This window comes from Yersinia massiliensis CCUG 53443, assembly GCF_000312485.1.
Classification (GTDB): Bacteria; Pseudomonadota; Gammaproteobacteria; order Enterobacterales; family Enterobacteriaceae; genus Yersinia; species Yersinia massiliensis.
In genome coordinates, this window is record NZ_HE997647.1 from 304,426 (window position 1) to 326,414 (window position 21,989).

The following is a 21,989-nucleotide window of genomic DNA, read 5'->3' on the forward strand; positions in this document are numbered from 1 at the left end:
CCGGAGGGAATGGCGAAGCCACAATATTTCGCGCAAAGGCGCGGGTGTTGGGCCGCCGCCCTGCGGCCCGACTCGGTTGAGGCTACGAGGTTCAGCTGATCACCGAACGAATATCAACCGAAACCAGATCCAGTCCTCAACCGAAACCAGATCCGATCCTCAACCAAACCAAAAAAACAAAAAATTCACCCCCTATATCTCCCCTTCGGGATCACCAACGGCGTCCCCGACACCGGATCATCAATAATCAAACACGGCATACCAAACACGTGTTCGACTAAATCAGCGGTAATCACCTCGCGGGGTTTACCTTGCGCCACAATCTTCCCATCGCGCATGGCGATAATATGAGTGGCGTAACGGCAGGCGTGGTTTAAATCATGCAACACAGCCACCAGCGTGTGATTCAATTGCTGATTAAGATGGCTAAATAACTCCAGCAAATCAATCTGATGGGCGATATCCAAATAAGTCGTAGGTTCATCCAGCAACAACAGCGGCGTTTGCTGCGCCAAGACCATCGCTATCCACACCCGCTGGCGCTGCCCGCCGGATAACGCATCCACTGACCGCTCTGCTAGCTCACTGATCCCTGTCGCTTCCATCGCCTCATGGACCGCCAAATTATCCGCCTGCGTCCATTGCTGTAATAACTTTTGATGAGGGTAGCGACCCCGCGCCACCAAATCTAATACGCTGATCCCATCCGGCGCTTGCGAGCTTTGTGGCAATAAACCTAAATGACGTGCGACATACCGAGTATCAACACTGGCGATATTCTTGCCATCTAAAATTACCTGCCCAGCCTGCGGTTTTAGCAAACGACTTAATGCGCGCAGCAGGGTTGATTTACCACAGGCATTGGGGCCAACAATCACCGTAAATTCACCATCGGGGATGGCGACACTCAGGTTCTCGCTGATGATTTTGCCGTCATAGCCTAACGTTAACGCATCGGCTTGCAAGCGGGGCGAAGTATTGGTTGAGTTAGCTGTCTTTGCTGAGTTAACCGTACTCGCGAGATTAACAATACTCATGATCGCCCAGACTCCCGGATTAAAAGCCAAATAAGATACATCCCGCCGATACTGATCGTGATAACACCGACGGGCAATTGATTAGGTAAAAAGAGGTGCTGAGCGCAGAGGTCAGCGGCAATTAACAGAAAGGCACCCATTAATGCCGAGGCTGTCAGGGTCACTGAAGACGTCCCCGCCAAACGCCGTGCGATTTGTGGTGCGGCTAAGGCGATAAAGGATATTGGCCCTGCCGCCGCAGTGACGGCTGCCATCAAAATAACCCCAATCGCCATCAAGCTCAGGCGCGTTCTCTCAACCGGAATACCCAACGCACCTGCTGCGTCATCGCCCATTTCCAGCAATGGCATACGACGGCTCAGTAACATCGCGGCGACGATGGCGATAACGATAAATAGCACTGAAGGCAGACCTTTTGCCCACGTCAAACCATTGAGCGAACCTGCCCCCCACGCGGCGGCGGTCATGGCTGATTCGAGAGAGGCGGTGATCGTCAACCAAGTGTTAAATGCCGTGAGCATCGCCCCCATGGCAATACCGACAATAATCAGCCGAAAACCTTGAATCCCTTGCCGGTATGCCAACAAATAGACCGCGATGGCAGACAATAACCCCCCGACCAACGCGCTGCTGGCAACTTCAAAATAGTTGCCATTAAACAATGTGATAGCCACGAGTGCGCCCGTATAGGCACCCGCATTAAAGCCGATAATGTCTGGACTGCCCAATGGGTTACGCACTAATGATTGAAATATCGCGCCGCTGATGCCCAGTGCAGCACCAAAAACCAGTGCCATGACAGCGCGAGGTAAGCGCCATTGATTGACGATAATATCAACCGGCCCTTGGGCTAGCCCGAATAAGGCATTCATCACTTGCGTAGGGGAGAGTGGTAATGTTCCAGCCATTAATGCCAGCAGTGCCGCTAGCACACAAACCAGTAATAACAGGCTACCGACGATCACACTACGTGGCCGGATACGCAAGTTTATCGGGCCGCCAGGGCGACCCAATAGCCATGTGGCGGGGGCAGACTTCATAGTGTGGACATCCTTTTATTGCTCCGTACTAACCAGATCAGCAAAGGTGCGCCGATAAAGGCGGTCACGATAGACACACGTAATTCACCCGGCACTAAAAAGCGCCCAACGATATCGGATACCAACAGTAAAATAGGTGTCATCACCAGCGTGAAAGGCAGGATCCACACTTGATTTGGCCCAACAATCCAGCGTGCAATATGCGGAACCATCAGGCCAACAAAGGCGATTGGGCCAACCGCGGCCGTTGCGCCGCCGCACAGTAAAGTGATGGCGACCACTGCCCAAAATTGAGTACGGCCGATACGAGCGCCAATGGCGGCAGCCAGATCGTCCCCCATATGCATGGCATTGAGTGATCGCGCCAATAATAAGGCAATCACAGAACCCACAATAATGACGGGAGTCACCGCCATCACCACCGACATATTGCGAATATCCAATGTACCGGCCTGCCAAAAGCGGATGCTATCGTAAATTTGAGGATGAGTGAGTGCGATACCGGAAGTGATACCGGTTAAGACTGCACCAATGGCGACACCTGAGAGTGTGAGGCGCAGGGGACTCACTCGCCCACCGCCCATCGAGCCGACCCAATAGACCAACAGTGTGGTGATTAGCGTGCCGATGAATGCGGCAACCATATAACCCGAAATCGCATTTGCGCCAAAAGCAATGATGCTGATGACCACGGCAAAGCTGGCTCCAGCATTCATGCCGAGAATGCCGGGGTCCGCTAATGGGTTACGGGTTAGCGCTTGGATCACCGCTCCTGACAGCCCCAACGCGGCACCGGCGAGGACACCGATTAAGGTTCGGGGTAAGCGAGACTCTAAGATCAGAATGCTATCTGCACCATGGCTCTCACCGAGCAAGCTCTGCCACACCACGGACAAAGGGATCGCTTTTGCCCCAAACATCAGGCTGGCGGCCATCACGAGCATCAAAATAACAATGCTGAGTAACAGCAAAAGTATATGTTTACGCTGTGTTTGTGCACCCAGCATGGGCGCAGATGTCAGCGTTTTTGGTGATGATGAGTTCGAGGAATAAGCTGCTGGCATTGTTACTCTTTCTTAACAAATGATTATTCTTATCGATTTGATTATCATTATTATTTGTGGCGGGTATGTTAGCACGAGTTTTTATTGGAATGGAGGGGATTTACGCTCAGCTTGATGCTGCTCAAGTGATGGGGTCAATTGGGGATGTTTCTTGCCTTAACGGTGATGGTCCCACCGCAAAAGGGGTTATCCCGTCACCCTAAAGAAAGCCAGCCGACAGGGATAAACCCTGCCGCTGGTATGAGTACATGAAATCGAGTGATTACAATGAACTGACGGCCATCGCCTTAGCGCGGTTAATGCTTTGAGTATGCAGTTTTGTCCAGAATAACCCGTATAACCCAATGATAGCGAAGCACCCTAATGGCATGACAAAACCTAATGCCATGGAATAAGCATCAGCAATACCGCCCATGAGCATGGGCATAACGGCCCCACCGACAATGGACATCACAATGTAAGAAGAGGCTTTTTTAGTTTGTTCACCTAAACCGAAAATCCCCAGCGCAAAGATGGTCGGGAACATAATCGACATAAAATAGAAACTCAGTACCAGTGAGACGATGGCCAACCAACCTTCTGCGAACATGATGATAACCATCAGCACACAGTCGATTGCGGCAAAGATCCACAGCAATTTATGGGCCGAAATCTTACTCAGCAATAGCCCCCCAGTGAATCGACCGATCATAAATAGCCCGAAGCCACCGAAAGCTAATAACTGTGAAGCCCCACGTTCAGTAAATTTCCAGCCCTCAGGGGATTGCCAGCTCCAACTATCAGGTAAAAATGCGGCGACGGTTTGCTCAAACAACGGAGAATGGTCGACAACATAGTTGATAAAGAAGCTAAATACGCCAGTTTGCCCTGCTACATATAAGAACTGCGCAACAATGGCTAATACGAAATGAGGCCGCTGCCATAACGAAGGGCTGTTCTGGGCATCGCCTGCTTGAGGAAGATCTGATTCGGGCGTGATATCCGGAATTTTCGTGAAGAAAAAGACCAAGGCTAATATCGCGACAGCCAAACCAATGCCCATATACGGGATAAATAAAGCATCGTTACTGGTATTCACATCACCGGTCGCTGACAAGATAAAATGCCCGCCGATGAGCGGCCCAAATATCAAGCCAATGCCGGTACAGGATTGTGATAAGTTCAGGCGTGCCGCACCTTGCTCTGGTGAGCCCATCACCGTTGCAAAAGGGTTCGCAATCGTTTCAATGCAGGTTAGACCGGTCGCCAGAATAAATAACCCAACGAGAAAGGCCCAATATTCCCCGATACTGGCAGCAGAAATAAACCAGAATGCCCCCAGTGCAATTAAAGCCAAACCAATAAAAATCCCACCTTTATAGCCATAGCGTCGGGCCAATATCCCCGCAGGGATAGCCATCACGAAATAACCAATGTAGTTGGCAAATTGTACTAATGCCGATTCGGCTTTAGACACTTGCAACGTATTTTGAAAATGCTTATTGAGAATATCAATTAACCCGGTGCTAAAGCCTAATACTAAAAAGAGACAGGTAAGTAAGAAGAATGTAAACCCGTGGTTTTTACCATCAGGCGTGGTGAACATATTTTTTATGCTCATAATATTACCCCATAATTTTTGTTTTCAGGTAAAAGGCTCCCTACCCATGGGAGGGCATATCTTTTACCTGTGCGAGGGTGAATAATTACATCATTTTATTGACTTCATCTGCTGTGGGTGGATTTGCGCCTTTATTACAACAATTTAGCGCAGCAGCGATGCTGCCAGTCTTTAGTGCTTGAGACAGCATATTGTCATTCAGTTTTGCCCATGTTTTACCGTCAATCCCATCGACTAAAACCGATAACAATCCTGCGGTGAAGGTATCTCCAGCACCGATGGTGTCAGCTACTTCAACAGACGTAACTGGCTGATATATTTTTGATTCTTTCGTGTATACCCATGCCCCATCACTGCCGCCCGTTATCGCCACCATCAAAACACCTTGGGCAAACATCCGGCTCATAAAATGTTCGACAGCTTCATCAGGTGCTAGCCATTGCAGGTCAGATAAGCTGAGGCGCAGTAATTGTATTTTGCCTATAATGCGATTAAATCGATCCAGATAAGCTTGGCGATCAGGAATTAAACTAGGGCGAATATTCGGGTCAAAAGAAATAAACCCATTGAGTTGAGTTAAATAGTTTTCCCATGTTGTTCCGCAAGGTTCTTGCATGAAAGAAATAGACCCGAAGTGATGTAATGTTGCATCAATCGGGGCTGGCAAATCTTCCGGTTGAATAATGACATCGGCCGCTTGACGAGAATAAAATGCATATTCAGGTTCAGTCTCGGGATGCGTTAAGACAAAAGCCAACGTTGTGGGGGCGGGGCTGCGACTTATTGCCTTTGTTCCCACATGATTTAACTCAAGATGCTGTAATAACAGATTGCCGAACATATCGGTGCTCAGTTGTGTGCAGTAATCGACTTGTGAGCCTAAACGGCCAAGCGCAATTGCCACGTTATACGGCGAGCCACCGGGATGAGGGGTAAAAGCCTGACCGTCATGAGTAAAGTCGATCAAACTTTCGCCATAGCAAATAATCCGGTTCATTTTCACTCCTGACATTCAGGTTGGCTAATAGGGTAAGGGCCAAGATCGACGACTTCGATGTCGGGGCCTGAATCTTTACCTGATAGCAGCATGTAAGTAGCCGGTTTTTCCAGCGCAAAAGGCGCGAAATGCCATGTGTCACGGTACAGAATCAAGCCAAATGATCCATCCATATGCACTGCCACCAGTTTTTGCGGATCAAGTTCCCCCGGCGCGCCGAGTACCATCACACTCTTTCCCTTTAAGGGGATAAAAGCTTCTTCCATCAAGCGATGTCGTTCTATTTGCTCCATCAATAATGGGCGTGGATAGCAAATAAGATAACTGGCGACGGGATGCTCATTGAAGTCATTGGCATCGCAGATATTGTGATAGCAATCAATATCTCCTCTTGCGAGGGTCGGTGGTGTTGTCGGTTGACCGACTAATCGCGCAAATGGTGCAAGGTTCTCTGCGGTTGGTTCGATCAGTGGGATGGTATGTAAGGTCATCGTCATGTTTATCCTCTAATAGTTTCCTGGTGTTGGTTTAAAAAAATCAAAAAAGTCAGCTTTAGTCCGCACGAGTGGTAGATGCGCGGACGATCAATTGCGGATCAAAGCGTTCTGAAAGCGCAGGGCCGCTGATATTGCCCCGCAGACGCTCTATTAATAGCTCCGCAGCATGTTTCCCCATTTCATAGACTGGTTGGCGTATGGTTGTTAGTGGGCAGGGGAAGAAACTCGCCCAATCGGGATCGTCGAAAGCCACGACAGAAACTTCGTCGGGCATTTTGATATTGCGCTGATAAATGGCATGTACGACGCCAGCGGCAATATCGTTATTGGCAGCAATAATGGCTGTTGGGCGCTGTGCGATGGGTTTGGACATGAGTAGATGTGTTTGCTCACAAGCATCGGCAAACAATGATGTGGTTGCGGGAATTTCAATCACATCTCTTGTGGCTTGTTCAGGGCAAGCCTGACGAAAACCGGCCAGACGTTCAGCAAAAGTAATGGTCTGTGTACTGCCGCCGATATACGCGATACGCGAGTGTTTAAGCGCCAGTAAATGTTGTGCGGCCATTTCCACGCCAAGCATATTATTGAGCAGCACGGTGTCGCTGCCGACATGGCCGGAAGTACGGTCTATTTCGACCACTGGAATATTGGTAAAACGCTGCAAGTTGTCGCGTGTGTTATGTGTTGGGGTGATGATTAGCCCTTGCAGCATATGGCTACGTAGCTGTGTCATCAGTTGTTCTTCACGCAGTGAATCTTCATCGGTGCTACCGACAATCAGGGTATAGCCTGCTTTATAGGCGGCATCTTCTACTGCTTTCACGATAGTGCCGTGAAAGGTATTGAGAATATCGGACACGACCAGGCCAATAATTTGCGATCCACCTTGGCGAAGATTCCGCGCAAAGATATTGGCTTCATACCCCAGTTCGTCAATGGCTTTCATCACCCGTTCACGGGTCGCCGCCGCGACTTTCTCGGGCCGAGTTAAGGTGCGCGATACAGTTGAGGCAGAAAGACCGGTTTTCTTTGCGATATCAATGATATTGGCCATGCGTCACCTTGATGACAACGTTTGCATAAATGTTTAAAAAAATAAATTCATACAAAACAAATTAATAGGAATAAAAAGCGAAGTTGTCACTGAAATAAATGACAACGTTTGCATTAAATTATGCTGAAATAATAATTCAGGCGACCAAATAATAATCAGGGGTTGATCACATTCTGTGCAATGAGTGTGGGGGTTAGCTGCGTTGCAGGTGTTCTCGGTTGAGGGCTGGGTTTTGGTTGAGGGCTGGATTTTGGTTGGGGACTGGATCTGGTTTCGGTTGATAGGCGTTCGGTGGTCACTTTACCTCTGATGCTTAAACAGATAACCGGATCGGGTTTCGGTTGATAGGCGTTCGGTGACCACTTTAACTCCGTTGCCTCAACCGAGCAGGAGGGCAGGCCGGCCCTCCTGCACCAGCGGCTTGCGCGAAATATTGTGGCTTCGCCATTCCCTCCTACAGCTTTCCGGCTTCTCGAACCGGCGCTGACTCGCTCCCAGCTCGACAGCGCCTTTCGCCGCGTCCATGCGGCTCATTCGGCCTGCAATCTTTGTCGGCAATATTCCTGATTGCGCTCAAGGTCAAAAGACCCAAGGCCCAAGACCCAAGACTAAAAATTATGGTTTTGACCTTGAAGTTTAAAAGCACATTTGAGCTGCCGAATGAAGAGAGAAGGTAGGACGCGAGGCATGGATGCCGAGTGAGGGCCGCTTGAACAGGAGTGAATCGGCCCGGTCCGTCAGCCGAAACGATGAGTGAGGGAATCCACGCAGTGGACAAGCGATACGTGCGAAGCGCGGGATTCCATAAGGGGCCACGCTCATGGCCCCTTTGGCGGTTGGTTCATCGCAGGAAAGGTGAACACTGAAGTGATAACAACCGAACCGATCACCAAACCAAACCAAACCAATCCCTCCCTTATCCCCCAAATGCCCCCTCAATCCTCGCTAACAAATTACTCGCACTATAATAATCCAACCGGAAAGTATCGTATCCCACGGCATAAACGCGGTTATGCTCAACTGCTGGTGTATGCGCTAAAAACTGATTCTGCTTCAATGCATCAACAGCGGGTTGGCCACCCGAGAATAATAAAATTGTCTCACCGTTCAGCCCCTCAGCCAGCTTCTCACCGCCTAACTGGACGATATCCTTACGATGCCCCATGCTCGTATTGCCTTTTACTGCCGCAGGAATGTCGGCCAGCGTGAAACCCAATTGCTGCAACAATTTCCCCTGCGCGGAGTTCTCCGTCCATAAATTGGCCGTGCTGGTCGTTGCTTGGTAGACAAAAGCGGAGGTCGGTTGCGGCGGTAGGGTAATATTCTGCTTCACTTCATCCAACCGATGAGCAAATTGATCGACCACTTGCTGTGCATCAGACTCATGGCCCGTCGCGTGACCCAATAAAATAGCCAACTCTTGCCAACTCTTATCATCGTAATTAATCACCAACGTCGGCGCGATAGCGGATAACTGTTCATACAGTTTTAGCGCTGAATCTCCCCCTGTCGCGGAAATAATAATTAAGTCTGGATTCATACCGGCGACAGCTTCGGCATTGGGCTCTGTTTGATACATCGGCACCAGTTGTTTGGCCTTAGCAACCGCTGACCACTGGGTAAAGAACCCCTGATTATCCGCGACGGTCGTATTGGGAACCGTGGCCCCACTGGCGATAATCGGCGCATCGATCGCCAATAAAGTGCCTGTGATGGTGATGCTGGTGGACACGATTCGCTTGGGTTGCTGTGTCAGTGTGACTGGGCCTTTTGCCGTCTCGACCGTACGAGTCCATGCCGGCGTGTCTTCTTTTGCCGCGGATGTCTCGGTTTCTTGTGCCGGTTTACAGCCGGATAACCCGATAGCGAGGCACAAGCCACCCAATAAAAGGAGCACAAAGCGTGATGTTGTCGATGAAATGGGGGGCGCGTTTCGGAACATGGCGGCGGTTTCTCTCTCTTTATTTAACAATGCTGAGCCGTAATTTATCACGCCATAAAATGAATAGTAGTCATTATTATTTCGATTCTTCTTTGTGAAGGGGAGAACAAAGTGCTGACGAGTTAAGGGCAATGGCATCAGCATGGGTTGGCTGACCTCCTTTACAGATGATGAGTGACCAAGCTCACCTTAATCAGCAATTGAATGAATAAAATGGTTATTTCTTCTTCATCATTTCTTAGCTTAAAAAGCAGTACAAAAAACGAGACTAAAAAATAGATAAATTCTGCTGCTTATCGGACCTGACCGTTTTCATTCGAATTTTTGTTAATTTTTTATTTATTTCTTCCAATCTCATTTAATGGCGTATTTAATTCTGCTGTCGTAGGAAGGGTAATAACGTCACTGTAAGTAAATTAATTATTTGGCTTATAATCCTAATAGTAAATAGGGCAGTAAATGCTGTATTGATATTCAAAATAAATACATAACCGGTAAGACACTCAATGATTTATTTCATGATTTCCGATCAAAATTAGCGATCGTTATTTACATTTTAATAGGTAAAATCAATCAGTTGGTTATTATTGATCGGCTGAGTTGATCTTTTGCATTGATTTTATGCTATTTTGGCGCTTAATCCTGATAATAAGCTTTTTGCTCTGCCTGATTTATCAGCGATAAACACCTTGAAATCTCAAGGAAATAAACTAAAAAAATAAAGCACAGGGGTATTCCCGTGAATTTTCTAAGACATATCACCATCAGGGTAGCGTTATTATCTATTCTTGTTATATTTTTGTTACTCTGGGGAGGTGTTTCAACATTTACATTATTCTCGCTTAACCAATTGACTCATTCTTTACAGCTCAGCTCAGTACAACAGAAAAACATTAATATTATTAATCGGGGTAATGACCAATATTTTCGTGTGGTAACTCGTTTAAGTCGTGCCGCCGCTTATCGTCAAAATGGCGCTATCGCCGATGCCGATCGCGAATTGGCTTCGGCAGGCGTTGCACTGAAAAATACGCAAGATGCGTTGGCTAAATTCAGGCTACAACCCCATGAGTCGATGGATGCATTACTGACGGATAAAACGCTACAAAGCTGGACAACTTTACTCAGTAATGGGATAGAACCGATGTTCAAGGCGGTTACGGAAAACCGTTTTGATGAATATAACAATTTGTTTAATAAGACTTACCCGCCACTCAGCCGTGAATTTGGTGCAGCGGTAGAGAAGTATAATACGACTGTCGATGAGGCAACCGAATCTGCAACGCTAAGCATAGAGAAATTGGTGACTTGGTGTGTGCGGGCGCTAGTGGCTGCATTAATTGCTGGTGTCATTATTCTCGTCTTAACCGATCGCTACATCGTCAGTTATTTAGTCCGCCCACTCGATAGCATTAAACGGCACTTTCAGCGGATGGCTGACGGGCAACTCGGGCAACCTATGGCTGAGTTTGGTCGCAACTGCGTTGGGCAGTTGATCCCTTATTTGCGTGAAATGCAAAGTAGTCTGGTGAACACGGTATCGACGATACGCAATAGTACCGATGCGATTTATACCGGTGCTGGCGAGATAGCCGCAGGCAATGCGGATCTTTCTTCACGTACAGAGCAGCAAGCGGCCGCATTGGAAGAAACCGCTGCCAGCATGGAACAGTTAAATGCGACGGTGAAACAGAATGCCGAGAATGCGCATCAAGCCAGCAAGTTGGCTGATAATGCCTCTGTTACAGCGCAAAATGGTGGGCACATTGTCAATGATGTGGTCGCGACGATGAGCAGTATTACTGACAGCTCCCGCCGTATTGCCGACATTATCGGTGTGATTAACAGTATTGCTTTCCAAACGAATATTTTGGCGCTGAATGCCGCGGTTGAAGCCGCTCGTGCCGGTGAGCAAGGGCGTGGCTTCGCTGTTGTTGCCAGTGAAGTGCGTAATTTAGCGCAACGCAGTGCCCAGGCTGCCAAAGAAATTGAAGGGTTGATTAGTGAATCTGTTTCCCGCGTGAATATTGGCTCGAAGCAGGTTTCTGAAGCGGGAGAAACGATGAATTCCATCGTTCAGGCAGTGACCAATGTGACCGATATTATGGGTGAAATCGCGTCTGCTTCTGATGAGCAAAGTCGTGGTATCAGCCAAATTGGTCAGGCGGTGGCCGAAATGGATGGCGTTACTCAGCAAAATGCTTCCTTGGTACAAGAGTCAGCGGCGGCGGCGGCCTCATTGGAAGAACAAGCGCGCCAACTGACCGATGCAGTTTCGGCATTTAAATTATCGGATAATAGGTAATCGAAATAGCCTTGCTTTAAATAAGTGTTATTTTTCGGCAAGTAAAATAGCCGTTATCATCATCCGCAGATTGATAAACCACTCGTTTTGACTAATGATTAGCACAAACGGGTGGTTTTTATTTTTCAGCTAAGGATATATTAAGAATAGATAGATATAATATTCCTAGAGAGTCATGCAATTAAAGTAATAAAAATAGTTATCCATCATTAGGTAATTTAATGAATATTCTCCATCTTCGCGGTGTTTTTTTCCTTTTGATGATGATTTTCTCATCTTCTTCTTTCGCCATTAACTGCCAGCGTGCAGTGACACCGGTGGAATACACGGTATGCAGCAATGAAGATTTACATTGGCTAGATCAGACATTTAGCGAGGTCTATCAGGCAATGCTTATCAATTATGATACTGAGACTGTTTACCAGCAACGCCGTATTTGGGAAAAAGCACTGAACAGTTGCACCACTGATAGCTGTATTCAGCGTGCCTATTTTCAAGGTATCGCGTCTATGTCTGATATTGATAAAAATGTGCATTGGGAAGGTCAGTGGTGGAATGTCACCAAAGGGAATGACAGAGGCGGCATTATCGGAATTAACCGAGTGACGGAATGGGGATTCAACATTGATAGCCGTGCTTGGTCGGGCGAAAATGCCGGTTCTTTTAGAGCGAAAGCACGTAAAGTTGAAGGGTTGGCTGTTGTTGATGTCATTGATAAAACAGCTAATTGTCACTTATTACTGATCCCAATAAAAGATGGTTCTATTCAGGTACACAGTAATGGTAGTTGGGGATGCCGTATTTCTATGCCCAAAGATGTGTTTATTGATGGGCAATATATAAAGGCAGACTATGATCCTCGAGAGGAGCCAACCTTGCTTTCTATCGGTATTTTTACCAATGACAAGGACGACAAGAACTTTCGTGATTTAGTCGGCGATCACTACGCTCAATTTGTCGCTTCAGCCAATGTTTATATTTATACCGATGATTTGGATAACCGAGGTGCAAAAGTCCTAACGACTTGGGTGCGTGGTGCGGCTAATAAACGTGCTTCAATTATCATGTATAACCCAAGTGGTCAAATGTGGGCAGCTTATGTGGCACCGGAGAAAAATGGTGATTTACAGGTCTATTATTTTACCAACGTAGCTGAAGATAAAGGTAAAAGACCAAAAACGATTACTGAATGGCAGCAAACGTTTATAGATGAATGAAATATCCAAATATAAACAAGGACGGTTAAAACCCTCTTTATTTTTCGCCCAACATGATCCCACTTTGTCCAACGAGCAGTGGTTGACCATCAACGACCATTGGCGTCATAAAGATAGTATTATGGGTAAGGTAATCCAATGCACCTTCAACCATTTTTCCAGATGTTGGGTTATGGAAAAATATCGGGCTATAGTCAAAAATAAGCTGCTTATTCTTGGTCCCTTCTTTGGTGAATTTACCTTTAAAAATAAATCGATTATCATTTGGGCTCGTAATGGTGCTGATATAACCATTTTCGATGGACGTAATTCGGGCATCGTAGACTTCTTTCTGTTGAGAAAGTAAATCATAGAAACCAATCTGCAACCGTACTTGGTACGGCTTCTGATTATCCTCTGCTTGCGACACGGTTAAGGTCACCAGTGATAGAGCGAGTATTAATATGCTATTTCTTACAGTTAGCCACTTCATTTATCTTTCTCTCCATCTCACTGTTAAGCAAATTATTCAGCAACTGATCATTCTGTCGCCAATGGTAGATCGTCATATTGAGCTGATTTTGGGTACATGGATTTTCCACCATAAATGTGAAATCTAAGCGGCGTAGAGAGATGATGTAATATATATTAATATGGATATCACTGGCGCTAATCTGCTTATTAATTGCATAAAGTGTATCTTGTATTCGATGACTAAGATTATCATCATATTGATGTGATAAATTAGAGTCGACTAATTGAAATATTTTGATATTACTGTATATCGCTTGTTCTTGTTGGATGGCTTTATACTTCGGCCCCTCTTGATTCTGATATAAAAAATGGCTAAGGCCAGCAATTATTACAGCGACCAACAAGAATCCAATAAGCAGATTTTTCCACCCAAAAATATTCCGTTTTTTTACTGGGGCGAGTGTATTGGGCATTACTGCCGGTAAAGTGCTGTCTGCTTGAGCCGAGTTTGTTGCTGTTGGCTCATATTCAATGCTCACCTCTACAGGTTCATCAATGGAGGCCACCGTTGGAGCCGGCGAGATGCTACTTGTCACTGATGTTGAATGGGTAATGGGTTCAGCCGTTTCTGGAATATCTTGTGTTGCGTTATTTTCAATGACCTCGCAAAAGGCAGGGTCTAATAAATAACCCATTTTAGGTATTGTTTGTATGATGCGCTGTTGTTTATTTTCATCACCCAGTGCTACCCGCAAAGTATGAATCGCATTGGGCAGGCTATTGTTACCAATGAAACGGCGTTTCCATACTAGATTAGTTAATTCATCACGAGATAGAATCTCACCAATATGCGCGAGCAAAACGGTAAGTAATTTTAATTGATACTCACCCAGTCGTTTTTGCTCCTGCGTCTCTCGGTGAGTAATAAAACCGGAAGTTAGGTCGATAGACCAGTTGTTCACTATATAAGTGCGGTTTTTCATATTGAATTTTTGAGGGATCCATTAAAAATGATCACGAACAACCCATGATTACCTGAAATTACAGCAGACCATTTTTAAATGGTGTTGGTGAGTCTTTCAGTGGAAAACGTTAATCAACGAGAGTATTGCCTAGAGTCTAGAAATGTAACAAATCAAAGCGTGATACTGGATGATTTAGTTAACACTATTATTAACTAAAGTGTAGCCTATAATCAATGAGATTAATAAATCCATTTGTATTCTGATGGTTAGACTATATTTAAGCTATTTTTACTACATGGCATCAGGGGGAATAGTCATCAATTTTAGGGGGGCAATGATACCCTACCGTTAATAAATGAATAGTTAATCGCTATTATTAGATAATAACTTAAATTATTGATTTTCTGCGCTGTTAATACCGCGCTTAATGATGGTGAGCGCAACATATCAGTGAATCGTTAAATTTATCTGGCACCTGAAAGTCTATCGAGGGAATAGGGGCTAGTGCTGGGCAATTTGTTTATGAGTGTGAGTGATACTCGTAAGGTTAACGGTTGGCCCGTTAACCTTGTCAAATAATCGACATGAACGACGATAAAACACTATCGCGGCGTGATGGTAACAGTATTGCCATGTGTGGCAATCGTGACACGTTGTCCAGCATGGAACTGTGTGACACCTTGCGCTTGAACCACCAAGAAGGTGGTGCCATTATCACGGCGAACTTCCAGTTCAACCCCATTACTGCGATTCATCATACTTTGAACTTGTTGGCCGACAACGCCACCGGCGACTGCACCCGCAGCGGTACCAAGTCGACGCCCAGTGCCCCCACCGATCGTATTCCCTAAGAAGCCGCCTACAACCGCTCCACCAACCGCCCCCGCAATGTTATTCCCATCACCACCTTGAATGGTGACCGGACGCACAGAAACCAAAGTACCGTAAGTCACCGTCTGAGCTTGCCCAGCTTGAGAGCTGCTAAAGGTATCGCCCGAAAGTGTATTATTATTGGCGCAGCCACTGAGTGTGGCGATGGCTATAGCAGCAATGATGGTTAGTTTTATCATAGCGGACCCTTCCTACTTGAAGTTGCAGCGGTGTTAGCTGCTCTCGTTCACCCGAATCACTTACTAGAGTAAGCTCATCGGGACTCTCTCGTTTGCTGCCTACCTGCAACGTCAATTAGTCGGGTCATCCCCTTCTGACTTGAAGTTGCAGCGGTGTTAGCTGCTCTCTTTACTCGGCCCATCCCTAGGTGATTGAATATTGACCGGTAAACAAATCATAGCATGACTCATTCGCCGATTAATTGATTAATATACGAAATATAAACAAGATACAATCATTGAAGATATTAATGTGTTTGATTAATTGCTGTACGTCACAGCGATCTAGCCCTGCTGTCCCTACGGTGACCCCCTGCCAACATCCGTGAAAAGTGATAAAACGGTATCCGTTGCATCTCCTCAAAAAAGTGGTTACCCGCCTTGTGATAGTGACTTCGCTCGCCTGATGCCTATTCTAAGTGTCAAGACGGTATTGACATGCGTTCAGTCGCATTGAATATAAAATGCATAATGAAGGGTAGTAATGTGTTGGCATCTGTAATAGCGAGAATCTCTAAAAATGGCCTGAATGGATGGAATTAAAAGCAAGGTTGACAGGGATACGCCAATCAAAGAGAAAATTATTTTTTCGAGTTATGAGGGGGTTATCCAAACTGATGAGCATGAGATTGCTCTAGCGTATTAGAGGTTAATAATAAAAAGTAGATGCTCAGCAACCATCGCGAATTTAACATTATCACAAATTAAGTCGACAATATTATATGCCTGTAACTATTAAGAGTTATTATTTCGGGCTTATCATCTGCTTTTACTTTTCTGGGTTTATGTAACTTATCATTGCAGTTAAATAACTAAAGTAAGTAACCTAGCGTTAAGGTCATAAAGAAAAATGAATTTTTGATAAATGATATTAAATTCCATTTGCAACCTCGACTATATCGGCTGACAGATTTTTTATTTTCTGGCAAACAAAATATTTTGCTGAAACGGTTTTAGTTCACAGATATTTCCCCCGTGCGAATTCAATCAATTATCCATTGATAAAGATCAAGTTAATTAAATCTCTAAGGTTACAAACTATTAACACTAAACCATGCATTATATAAGGGTATACCCGTCATCTTTCGAGTTACAGGTGAGTTGGTCGCAATCAATCTCTCTGAGTGCTTACATTTCTAGGCTCGTTGGGATTCTTTTGCTTACAGCATTCCTCAATCTTGGAATCTATTGGGTATATAAACAATAGAATAATAATGACAGGGGAATAAACATGCTTTCCCAGCATGGCGTTAATCGTCGTGATTTTATGAAGCTTTGTGCAGCACTGGCTGCCACCATGGGTCTCAGCAGCAAGGCTGCCGCTGAAATTGCTGATACAGTCGGTTCACCGCAACGACCACCGGTTATCTGGATCGGGGCGCAGGAATGTACCGGCTGTACGGAATCACTGTTACGTTCTACCCACCCGACCATTGAAAATCTTCTGCTTAGCGTGATTTCAATGGAGTATCACGAAGTGCTGTCGGCCGCATTTGGTGATCAAGCGGAAGAGAATAAGCACCGAGCCATTGAGCAGTACAAAGGAAAATATGTCCTGGTTGTGGATGGTTCTATTCCGCTCAAAGACGGCGGCATTTATTGCATGGTGGCGGGCAAACCTATTGTCGAGCATATCCGTGAAGCGGCGGAACATGCGGCCGCCATTATTGCCATTGGTTCTTGTTCGGCTTGGGGCGGTGTACCCGCTACAGGCGGGAATCCAACCGGTGCGGTGAGCTTGCAAGAGGTCTTGCCGGGCAAAACGGTCATTAATATCCCTGGTTGCCCACCCAATCCGCATAACTTCTTGGCGACGGTCGCCCATATCATCACCTTCCAACGGCCACCCGCGCTCGATGCCAAGAACCGCCCAACCTTTGCTTATGGCCGCTTGATTCATGAAAACTGCGAGCGCCGCCCTCACTTTGATGCTGGCCGTTTTGCGCGCCAATTTGGAGATGAAGGGCACCGGCAGGGCTATTGCCTGTATCACTTAGGCTGCAAAGGGCCAGAGACTTACGGCAACTGCCCGACACTGGAGTTCTGCGATATTGGCGGCGGTATCTGGCCGGTGGGTATCGGGCACCCTTGCTACGGCTGTAACGAAGAGGGCATTGGCTTCACCAAAGGTATCGCCCAACTGTCGAGCGTTGAAAACCCAACCCCACGCGCGGAAAAACCTCTGATTAACACTCCTGAAGGGGGCGAAGTGTCGACCACGGCGACAGCACTGCTTGGCGGTGTGGTGGGGTTGGTAGCCGGTGTTAGCTTGATGACGGTTCGCGAACTGGGGCGGCAACAGAAAGAGCGCCGCAAAGATGACGATCACGCATCGCGGGAGGAATAGCCGTGAACCGACGTCACTTCTTCAAATTAGCCTCTGGTGGTGTGTTGCTGGCGGGGCTTTCGCCCAGTACGCAAGCAGAGGTACAAAACCGGCCACCGATCCCCGGTGCGTTGGGCATGCTATATGACTCGACATTATGTGTCGGGTGTCAGGCATGCGTGAGTAAATGCCAGCAGGTGAACCACAGCGAAATCTACGCGGCGGGTGAGGCCTTGTGGTCAAACAACGACAAACTGAGCCCCTTTACCAACAATATTATTCAGGTGTGGACCAGCGGCACAGGGGTCAATAAAGATCAGCTAGAAGATGGTTACGCCTATATCAAAAAACAGTGCATGCACTGCGTTGATCCTAACTGTGTTTCCGTCTGTCCGGTCAGTGCGCTGCGCAAAGATGCCAAGACTGGCATCGTCCACTATGACCCAAATGTCTGCACCGGCTGCCGTTATTGTATGGTCGGCTGCCCGTTCAATGTGCCGAAATATGATTACGACAACCCCTTTGGTCAGATCCACAAATGCGAGTTATGCAATCAGAAAGGCGTCGAACGGCTGGACAAAGGTGGCCTGCCCGGTTGTGTCGAAGTCTGCCCAACCGGTGCGGTGATCTACGGGACACGCGAAGAATTGCTGTCTGAGGCACAACATCGATTGACCCTGAAACCGGGAGAAAATTACCTCTTCCCACGTCAAACACTCAGCGCCAACGATCCCTACGAGCATCCCGTACCCCATTACGATCAGCATGTTTATGGTGAGAAAGAGGGCGGCGGCACGCAAGTCTTGGTGCTGGCAGGGATCCCAGCCGAAAAACTTGATCTCCCACCGCTGGCAGATTTGGCAACCGGTGCTCGCTCCGAGCATGTTCAGCACACCTTGTACAAAGGCATGATCCTGCCATTAGCGGTACTGGCGGGGGTCACCGCACTGGTGCATCGCAATACCCGCGATGAGCGCAAAGGTGACGACCATCAGGACGAGCCGGACACGCAAAGTAAGCCAGAGACGCAGAATAAAAAGGAAGGTCGCGATGACGATGCATAAATCCAGCCCACTGGGTGGGCGGCTAGTCAGTTGGCCGGTGATGCTGTTAGCGCCTTTTGTGGTGCTTTGCGCGCTGCTGATCGTCAAACGTCTGGTGCTTGGGCTCGGGTCAGTCAGTGATTTGAATGGCGGTTTCCCGTGGGGCATCTGGATCGCTTTCGACTTACTGGTCGGCACCGGTTTGGCGTGTGGCGGCTGGGCACTGGCGTGGGCGGTTTACGTGTTTAACCGCGGCGAGTATCACCCGTTGGTCCGGCCTGCGCTGCTTGCCAGTTTGTTTGGTTACGCGCTCGGTGGTTTATCCATCACCATTGACGTCGGCCGTTACTGGAATCTGCCGTACTTCTTTATCCCCGGTTATTTCAACGTTAACTCGGTGCTGTTCGAAACCGCGGTCTGTATGACGATTTACATCGGGGTGATGGCACTTGAGTTTGCGCCAGCACTGTTCGAGCGCCTCGGTTGGAAAGTGTCGCTCAAGCGGCTGAACAAAGTGATGTTCTTTGTCATTGCGCTCGGGGCGCTGCTACCCACCATGCACCAATCTTCTATGGGGTCATTGATGATTGCTGCGGGGGCCAAGATTCATCCGTTGTGGCAAAGCTACGAAATGTTGCCGCTGTTCTCGCTGTTGACCGCCGCGATTTTGGGCTTCTCGATTGTGATTTTCGAAGGCTCATTAGTGCAGGCGGGATTGCGCGGGCGTGGGGCCAATGAAGCGCCGTTGTTCACCCGCTTAACCACCATTATTGATGTCTTCTTGCTGCTGTTTGTCCTGCTGCGTCTAGGGGAAGTTATCGTTCGGCATAAGACCGATTACTTGTGGCATTTTGACCGCTACGCCATCGCTTTCTGGGCCGAAATCGTGCTGATGACCTTGCCGTTGCTGATTTTCCGCATCCGGCGAGCCAGAGAAGACAGCCGCTTACTCTTCATTGGGGCGCTGTGCATGATTGGCGGCGGCGCGCTGTGGCGGCTCAACTACTCGTTACTGGCGTTCAACCCTGGCGGTGGCTACAACTACTTCCCAACAACCAGCGAAATCCTGATTTCAATCGGCTTCGTGGCGATTGAAATCTGCGCCTACATTTTATTGATTCGGCTGTTGCCGGTGCTTCCCGCTCACGGACAGTTACATAAGAATAATCAGACAGAGGTAAAGCATGAGCCAACGCATCACCATTGATCCCGTCACCCGCATTGAAGGGCACCTGCGGATCGACTGCGAAATAGAAGATGGCAAGGTCATCAAAGCTTGGTCCTCTGGCACCATGTGGCGTGGCATGGAAGAGATCTTGCAAGGTAACGATCCGCGCGATGCGTGGATGATTGTGCAGCGCATTTGCGGTGTTTGTACCACCATCCATGCGATTGCCTCGGTTCGTGCAGTGGAGAACGCGCTGGGGATGGAAGTGCCGGTTAACGCGCAGCATATTCGTAACCTGATTCTGGCCGCCCACAGTATTCACGACCATATTGTGCATTTCTATCAACTGTCCGCGCTCGATTGGGTGGATGTCACCTCCGCGCTAAAAGCCTCGCCACAAAAGGCCTCCGCCATGTTGAGCGGGCTGTCTAGTTGGCCGCTCAACAGCGCCGAAGAGTTCACCCGTGTGCAGCAGAAAATCAAGGATCTGGTCGCCAGTGGTCAGTTAGGTATTTTTGCTAACGGTTATTGGGGTCACCCTGCAATGGCCTTGCCGCCTGAAGTGAATCTGATTGCCGTGGCGCACTACCTGCAAGCACTGGAGTGCCAGCGCGATGCGAACCGTATCGTCGCGGTGCTGGGGGGTAAAACCCCACATATCCAGAACCTCGCGGTAGGTGGGGTGGCTAACCCGATCAATCTGGATATGCCAAGTGTGCTCAACCTTGAGCGTCTGATGCTGGTGAAATCCTTTATCGACCGGCTCGGCAGCTTTATCGAGCAAGTTTACAAGGTGGATACGGCGGTTATCGCGGCTCACTACCCGGGCTGGCTCAATCTGGGCAAAGGCGCTGATTATTACCTCAGCGTGCCAGAGCTGCCGGTTGACCGCAAAGGTGAAACCTTCCTGTTGCCGGGCGGTTATCTGGAGAATGGCACCTTCCGCCCGATCGCCAATCACAATGATCCTTACTTGATCCAAGGTATCGCCGAAAGCGGCAAACATGCGTGGTATCAGGACGACGAACCACTGGCACCTTGGGAAGGTAAAACCAATCCGAATTACACGGGCTGGCAGGAAGATGGCAAATATTCATGGGTGAAAGCGCCGACCTTCTACGGCAAAACGGTCGAAGTGGGGCCGCTGGCGTGGTTGATGTGCGGTATGGCCGCAGATCATCAGCCGACGAAACGGCACTTCAGCGATATCGGCGCTGCCTACCAAAAACTGAGCGGGCAGGGAATTACCGCCGAACAGTTACCCTCAACACTGGGTCGCATTATTGGCCGTGCGGTGCATTGTTGCGTGCTGCATGAAACGCTGGCACAGCAATGGACAGCGTTAGTGACCAATATCGGTACCGGTGATGTGGAAACCTTTATTAAGCCCAATATCCCCTTAACCGGCGAAATACGTGGCGTAGGATTTGAAGAAGCGCCGCGCGGCATGTTATCGCACTGGGTGGTGATCAAGGACGGCAAAATCGGCAACTATCAAGCGGTGGTGCCATCAACATGGAACGCGGGGCCACGCAACTATAACGGCGAACCGGGGCCTTACGAGCAAGCGCTGGTCGGCACGCCAATTGCTGATCCTGCTAAGCCGCTGGAAGTGGTGCGGACCATTCACTCATTCGACCCTTGTATGTCTTGTGCCGTACATATTGTTGATACAACGGGCAACGAAGTGACCAAAGTCAAGGTGCTGTGATGGGGATTTTGGTATTAGGTATAGGCAACTTATTACTGAGCGATGAAGCGGTGGGGGTGCGTCTCGTTGAAGCACTGACACAGCGGTTTGATATTCCAGCGGGCGTCGAGGTGCTGGACGGCGGTACGGCGGGGCTAGAACTGATGGAGGCGATGGCCAATCGCGACCATTTGATTGTGGCCGATGCGGTACTCACCGGCCAGCCACCGGGCAGTGTTGCGGTACTGCGCGATAAAGAGATCCCCGCCATGTTTAGCCGCAAAGTCTCACCTCATCAATTGGGGCTATGCGATGTGCTGATGGCACTGCAACTGACGGGCGAGTTCCCGCGCCAACTGACGCTGGTGGGCGTGGTGCCAGAATCATTGGCACCGGGGATCGGTTTGACAGCGACCGTGACGCAAGCCATGGAACCGGCGCTAGAGCATATTGTGCTAGCGCTGCAAGCCAGCGGTGTG

General features: G+C 48.2%; 19 protein-coding genes. 8 read left to right on the top strand and 11 right to left on the bottom strand.

Annotated features, from left to right (window positions below):
• Nucleotides 1-185 precede the first annotated feature (185 nt).
• The 3 genes from BN68_RS17965 to fepD are packed head-to-tail and all read right to left on the bottom strand — an operon-like array spanning nucleotide 186 to nucleotide 3,141.
• Nucleotides 186-1,037: an ABC transporter ATP-binding protein gene (locus BN68_RS17965; protein WP_019212566.1), complete on the bottom strand. Its 852-nt coding sequence runs from the start codon at nucleotides 1,035-1,037 to the stop codon at nucleotides 186-188.
• A complete protein-coding gene (gene fepG, locus BN68_RS17970) occupies nucleotides 1,034-2,077 on the bottom strand; it encodes an iron-enterobactin ABC transporter permease (protein WP_019212567.1) in 1,044 nt (347 codons plus the stop codon). Before fepG ends, BN68_RS17965 begins: the two co-directional genes overlap by 4 nt.
• Entirely contained in the window at nucleotides 2,074-3,141 is a 1,068-nt protein-coding gene (gene fepD / locus BN68_RS17975; RefSeq protein WP_019212568.1) for a Fe(3+)-siderophore ABC transporter permease, read from the bottom strand. Before fepD ends, fepG begins: the two co-directional genes overlap by 4 nt.
• Before the next feature lie 65 nt (nucleotides 3,142-3,206).
• Here fepD and BN68_RS24030 point away from each other — a divergent pair, with 65 nt between their 5' ends.
• Complete coding sequence (locus BN68_RS24030) at nucleotides 3,207-3,344, top strand: hypothetical protein (protein ID WP_155965393.1); 138 nt, start codon at nucleotides 3,207-3,209, stop codon at nucleotides 3,342-3,344.
• Nucleotides 3,345-3,403: 59 nt separating this feature from the next.
• Here the strand turns inward: BN68_RS24030 and fucP are convergent, their stop codons facing one another.
• From fucP to fepB, 5 genes are all read right to left on the bottom strand, one after another.
• Nucleotides 3,404-4,741 (bottom strand): L-fucose:H+ symporter permease, encoded by a 1,338-nt coding sequence (fucP, locus tag BN68_RS17980; protein WP_019212569.1) that lies wholly within the window; start codon nucleotides 4,739-4,741, stop codon nucleotides 3,404-3,406.
• An 85-nt stretch (nucleotides 4,742-4,826) separates the two neighbouring features.
• The gene (locus BN68_RS17985) at nucleotides 4,827-5,738 is read right to left on the bottom strand and encodes a carbohydrate kinase family protein (RefSeq protein WP_019212570.1); all 912 of its coding nucleotides are present in this window, start codon (nucleotides 5,736-5,738) and stop codon (nucleotides 4,827-4,829) included.
• Nucleotides 5,739-5,740: 2 nt separating this feature from the next.
• Nucleotides 5,741-6,235, bottom strand: a complete 495-nt coding sequence (locus BN68_RS17990; RefSeq protein WP_019212571.1) for an ureidoglycolate lyase — start codon at nucleotides 6,233-6,235, stop codon at nucleotides 5,741-5,743.
• A 55-nt stretch (nucleotides 6,236-6,290) separates the two neighbouring features.
• The gene (locus BN68_RS17995; RefSeq protein WP_019212572.1) at nucleotides 6,291-7,292 is read right to left on the bottom strand and encodes a LacI family DNA-binding transcriptional regulator; all 1,002 of its coding nucleotides are present in this window, start codon (nucleotides 7,290-7,292) and stop codon (nucleotides 6,291-6,293) included.
• 916 nt (nucleotides 7,293-8,208) lie between these two features.
• On the bottom strand, nucleotides 8,209-9,234 hold the full coding sequence (gene fepB, locus BN68_RS18000) for a Fe2+-enterobactin ABC transporter substrate-binding protein (RefSeq protein WP_042806958.1): 1,026 nt from the start codon (nucleotides 9,232-9,234) through the stop codon (nucleotides 8,209-8,211).
• A 739-nt stretch (nucleotides 9,235-9,973) separates the two neighbouring features.
• On the opposite strand from fepB, the gene BN68_RS18005 reads away from it, so the two are divergent.
• Both BN68_RS18005 and BN68_RS18010 read left to right on the top strand, forming a co-directional pair.
• Complete coding sequence (locus tag BN68_RS18005) at nucleotides 9,974-11,539, top strand: methyl-accepting chemotaxis protein (RefSeq protein ID WP_042806931.1); 1,566 nt, start codon at nucleotides 9,974-9,976, stop codon at nucleotides 11,537-11,539.
• 221 nt (nucleotides 11,540-11,760) lie between these two features.
• Nucleotides 11,761-12,756: a lysozyme inhibitor LprI family protein gene (locus BN68_RS18010; RefSeq protein WP_019212575.1), complete on the top strand. Its 996-nt coding sequence runs from the start codon at nucleotides 11,761-11,763 to the stop codon at nucleotides 12,754-12,756.
• A gap of 37 nt (nucleotides 12,757-12,793) precedes the next feature.
• Here the strand turns inward: BN68_RS18010 and BN68_RS24180 are convergent, their stop codons facing one another.
• The 3 genes from BN68_RS24180 to BN68_RS18025 form a co-directional block, all read right to left on the bottom strand.
• Nucleotides 12,794-13,228, bottom strand: a complete 435-nt coding sequence (locus BN68_RS24180; RefSeq protein WP_019212576.1) for a hypothetical protein — start codon at nucleotides 13,226-13,228, stop codon at nucleotides 12,794-12,796.
• On the bottom strand, nucleotides 13,203-14,192 hold the full coding sequence (locus BN68_RS18020; RefSeq protein WP_019212577.1) for a transcriptional regulator: 990 nt from the start codon (nucleotides 14,190-14,192) through the stop codon (nucleotides 13,203-13,205). The genes BN68_RS24180 and BN68_RS18020 overlap by 26 nt, the downstream gene beginning before the upstream one ends.
• Nucleotides 14,193-14,776: 584 nt before the next feature.
• On the bottom strand, nucleotides 14,777-15,244 hold the full coding sequence (locus BN68_RS18025; RefSeq protein WP_019212578.1) for an outer membrane lipoprotein: 468 nt from the start codon (nucleotides 15,242-15,244) through the stop codon (nucleotides 14,777-14,779).
• A 1,270-nt stretch (nucleotides 15,245-16,514) separates the two neighbouring features.
• Here BN68_RS18025 and hybO point away from each other — a divergent pair.
• The 5 genes from hybO to BN68_RS18050 all read left to right on the top strand — a co-directional run.
• Nucleotides 16,515-17,630 carry a hydrogenase 2 small subunit gene (gene hybO / locus BN68_RS18030; RefSeq protein ID WP_019212580.1) on the top strand — a complete coding sequence of 372 codons (1,116 nt, stop codon included), beginning with the start codon at nucleotides 16,515-16,517 and terminating at the stop codon, nucleotides 17,628-17,630.
• A gap of 2 nt (nucleotides 17,631-17,632) precedes the next feature.
• Entirely contained in the window at nucleotides 17,633-18,673 is a 1,041-nt protein-coding gene (hybA, locus tag BN68_RS18035; protein WP_019212581.1) for a hydrogenase 2 operon protein HybA, read from the top strand.
• Nucleotides 18,660-19,859: a Ni/Fe-hydrogenase cytochrome b subunit gene (gene hybB / locus BN68_RS18040; RefSeq protein WP_019212582.1), complete on the top strand. Its 1,200-nt coding sequence runs from the start codon at nucleotides 18,660-18,662 to the stop codon at nucleotides 19,857-19,859. Before hybA ends, hybB begins: the two co-directional genes overlap by 14 nt.
• Nucleotides 19,837-21,531: a hydrogenase 2 large subunit gene (hybC, locus tag BN68_RS18045; RefSeq protein WP_019212583.1), complete on the top strand. Its 1,695-nt coding sequence runs from the start codon at nucleotides 19,837-19,839 to the stop codon at nucleotides 21,529-21,531. Before hybB ends, hybC begins: the two co-directional genes overlap by 23 nt.
• Nucleotides 21,531-21,989 (top strand): HyaD/HybD family hydrogenase maturation endopeptidase (locus tag BN68_RS18050; RefSeq protein WP_019212584.1); only part of this gene is annotated, 459 nt, incomplete at its 3' end. The genes hybC and BN68_RS18050, both read left to right, overlap by 1 nt.

Bases quoted from the DNA above. Each gene is read 5' to 3' on its own strand.
- BN68_RS17965 (WP_019212566.1), bottom strand. From the start codon at position 1,037: ATGAGTATTGTTAATCTCGCGAGTACGGTTAACTCAGCAAAGACAGCT.
- fepG (WP_019212567.1), bottom strand. From the start codon at position 2,077: ATGAAGTCTGCCCCCGCCACATGGCTATTGGGTCGCCCTGGCGGCCCG.
- fepD (WP_019212568.1), bottom strand. From the start codon at position 3,141: ATGCCAGCAGCTTATTCCTCGAACTCATCATCACCAAAAACGCTGACA.
- BN68_RS24030 (WP_155965393.1), top strand. From the start codon at position 3,207: ATGTTAGCACGAGTTTTTATTGGAATGGAGGGGATTTACGCTCAGCTT.
- fucP (WP_019212569.1), bottom strand. From the start codon at position 4,741: ATGAGCATAAAAAATATGTTCACCACGCCTGATGGTAAAAACCACGGG.
- BN68_RS17985 (WP_019212570.1), bottom strand. From the start codon at position 5,738: ATGAACCGGATTATTTGCTATGGCGAAAGTTTGATCGACTTTACTCAT.
- BN68_RS17990 (WP_019212571.1), bottom strand. From the start codon at position 6,235: ATGACGATGACCTTACATACCATCCCACTGATCGAACCAACCGCAGAG.
- BN68_RS17995 (WP_019212572.1), bottom strand. From the start codon at position 7,292: ATGGCCAATATCATTGATATCGCAAAGAAAACCGGTCTTTCTGCCTCA.
- fepB (WP_042806958.1), bottom strand. From the start codon at position 9,234: ATGTTCCGAAACGCGCCCCCCATTTCATCGACAACATCACGCTTTGTG.
- BN68_RS18010 (WP_019212575.1), top strand. From the start codon at position 11,761: ATGAATATTCTCCATCTTCGCGGTGTTTTTTTCCTTTTGATGATGATT.
- BN68_RS24180 (WP_019212576.1), bottom strand. From the start codon at position 13,228: ATGAAGTGGCTAACTGTAAGAAATAGCATATTAATACTCGCTCTATCA.
- BN68_RS18020 (WP_019212577.1), bottom strand. From the start codon at position 14,192: ATGAAAAACCGCACTTATATAGTGAACAACTGGTCTATCGACCTAACT.
- BN68_RS18025 (WP_019212578.1), bottom strand. From the start codon at position 15,244: ATGATAAAACTAACCATCATTGCTGCTATAGCCATCGCCACACTCAGT.
- hybO (WP_019212580.1), top strand. From the start codon at position 16,515: ATGCTTTCCCAGCATGGCGTTAATCGTCGTGATTTTATGAAGCTTTGT.
- hybB (WP_019212582.1), top strand. From the start codon at position 18,660: ATGACGATGCATAAATCCAGCCCACTGGGTGGGCGGCTAGTCAGTTGG.
- hybC (WP_019212583.1), top strand. From the start codon at position 19,837: ATGAGCCAACGCATCACCATTGATCCCGTCACCCGCATTGAAGGGCAC.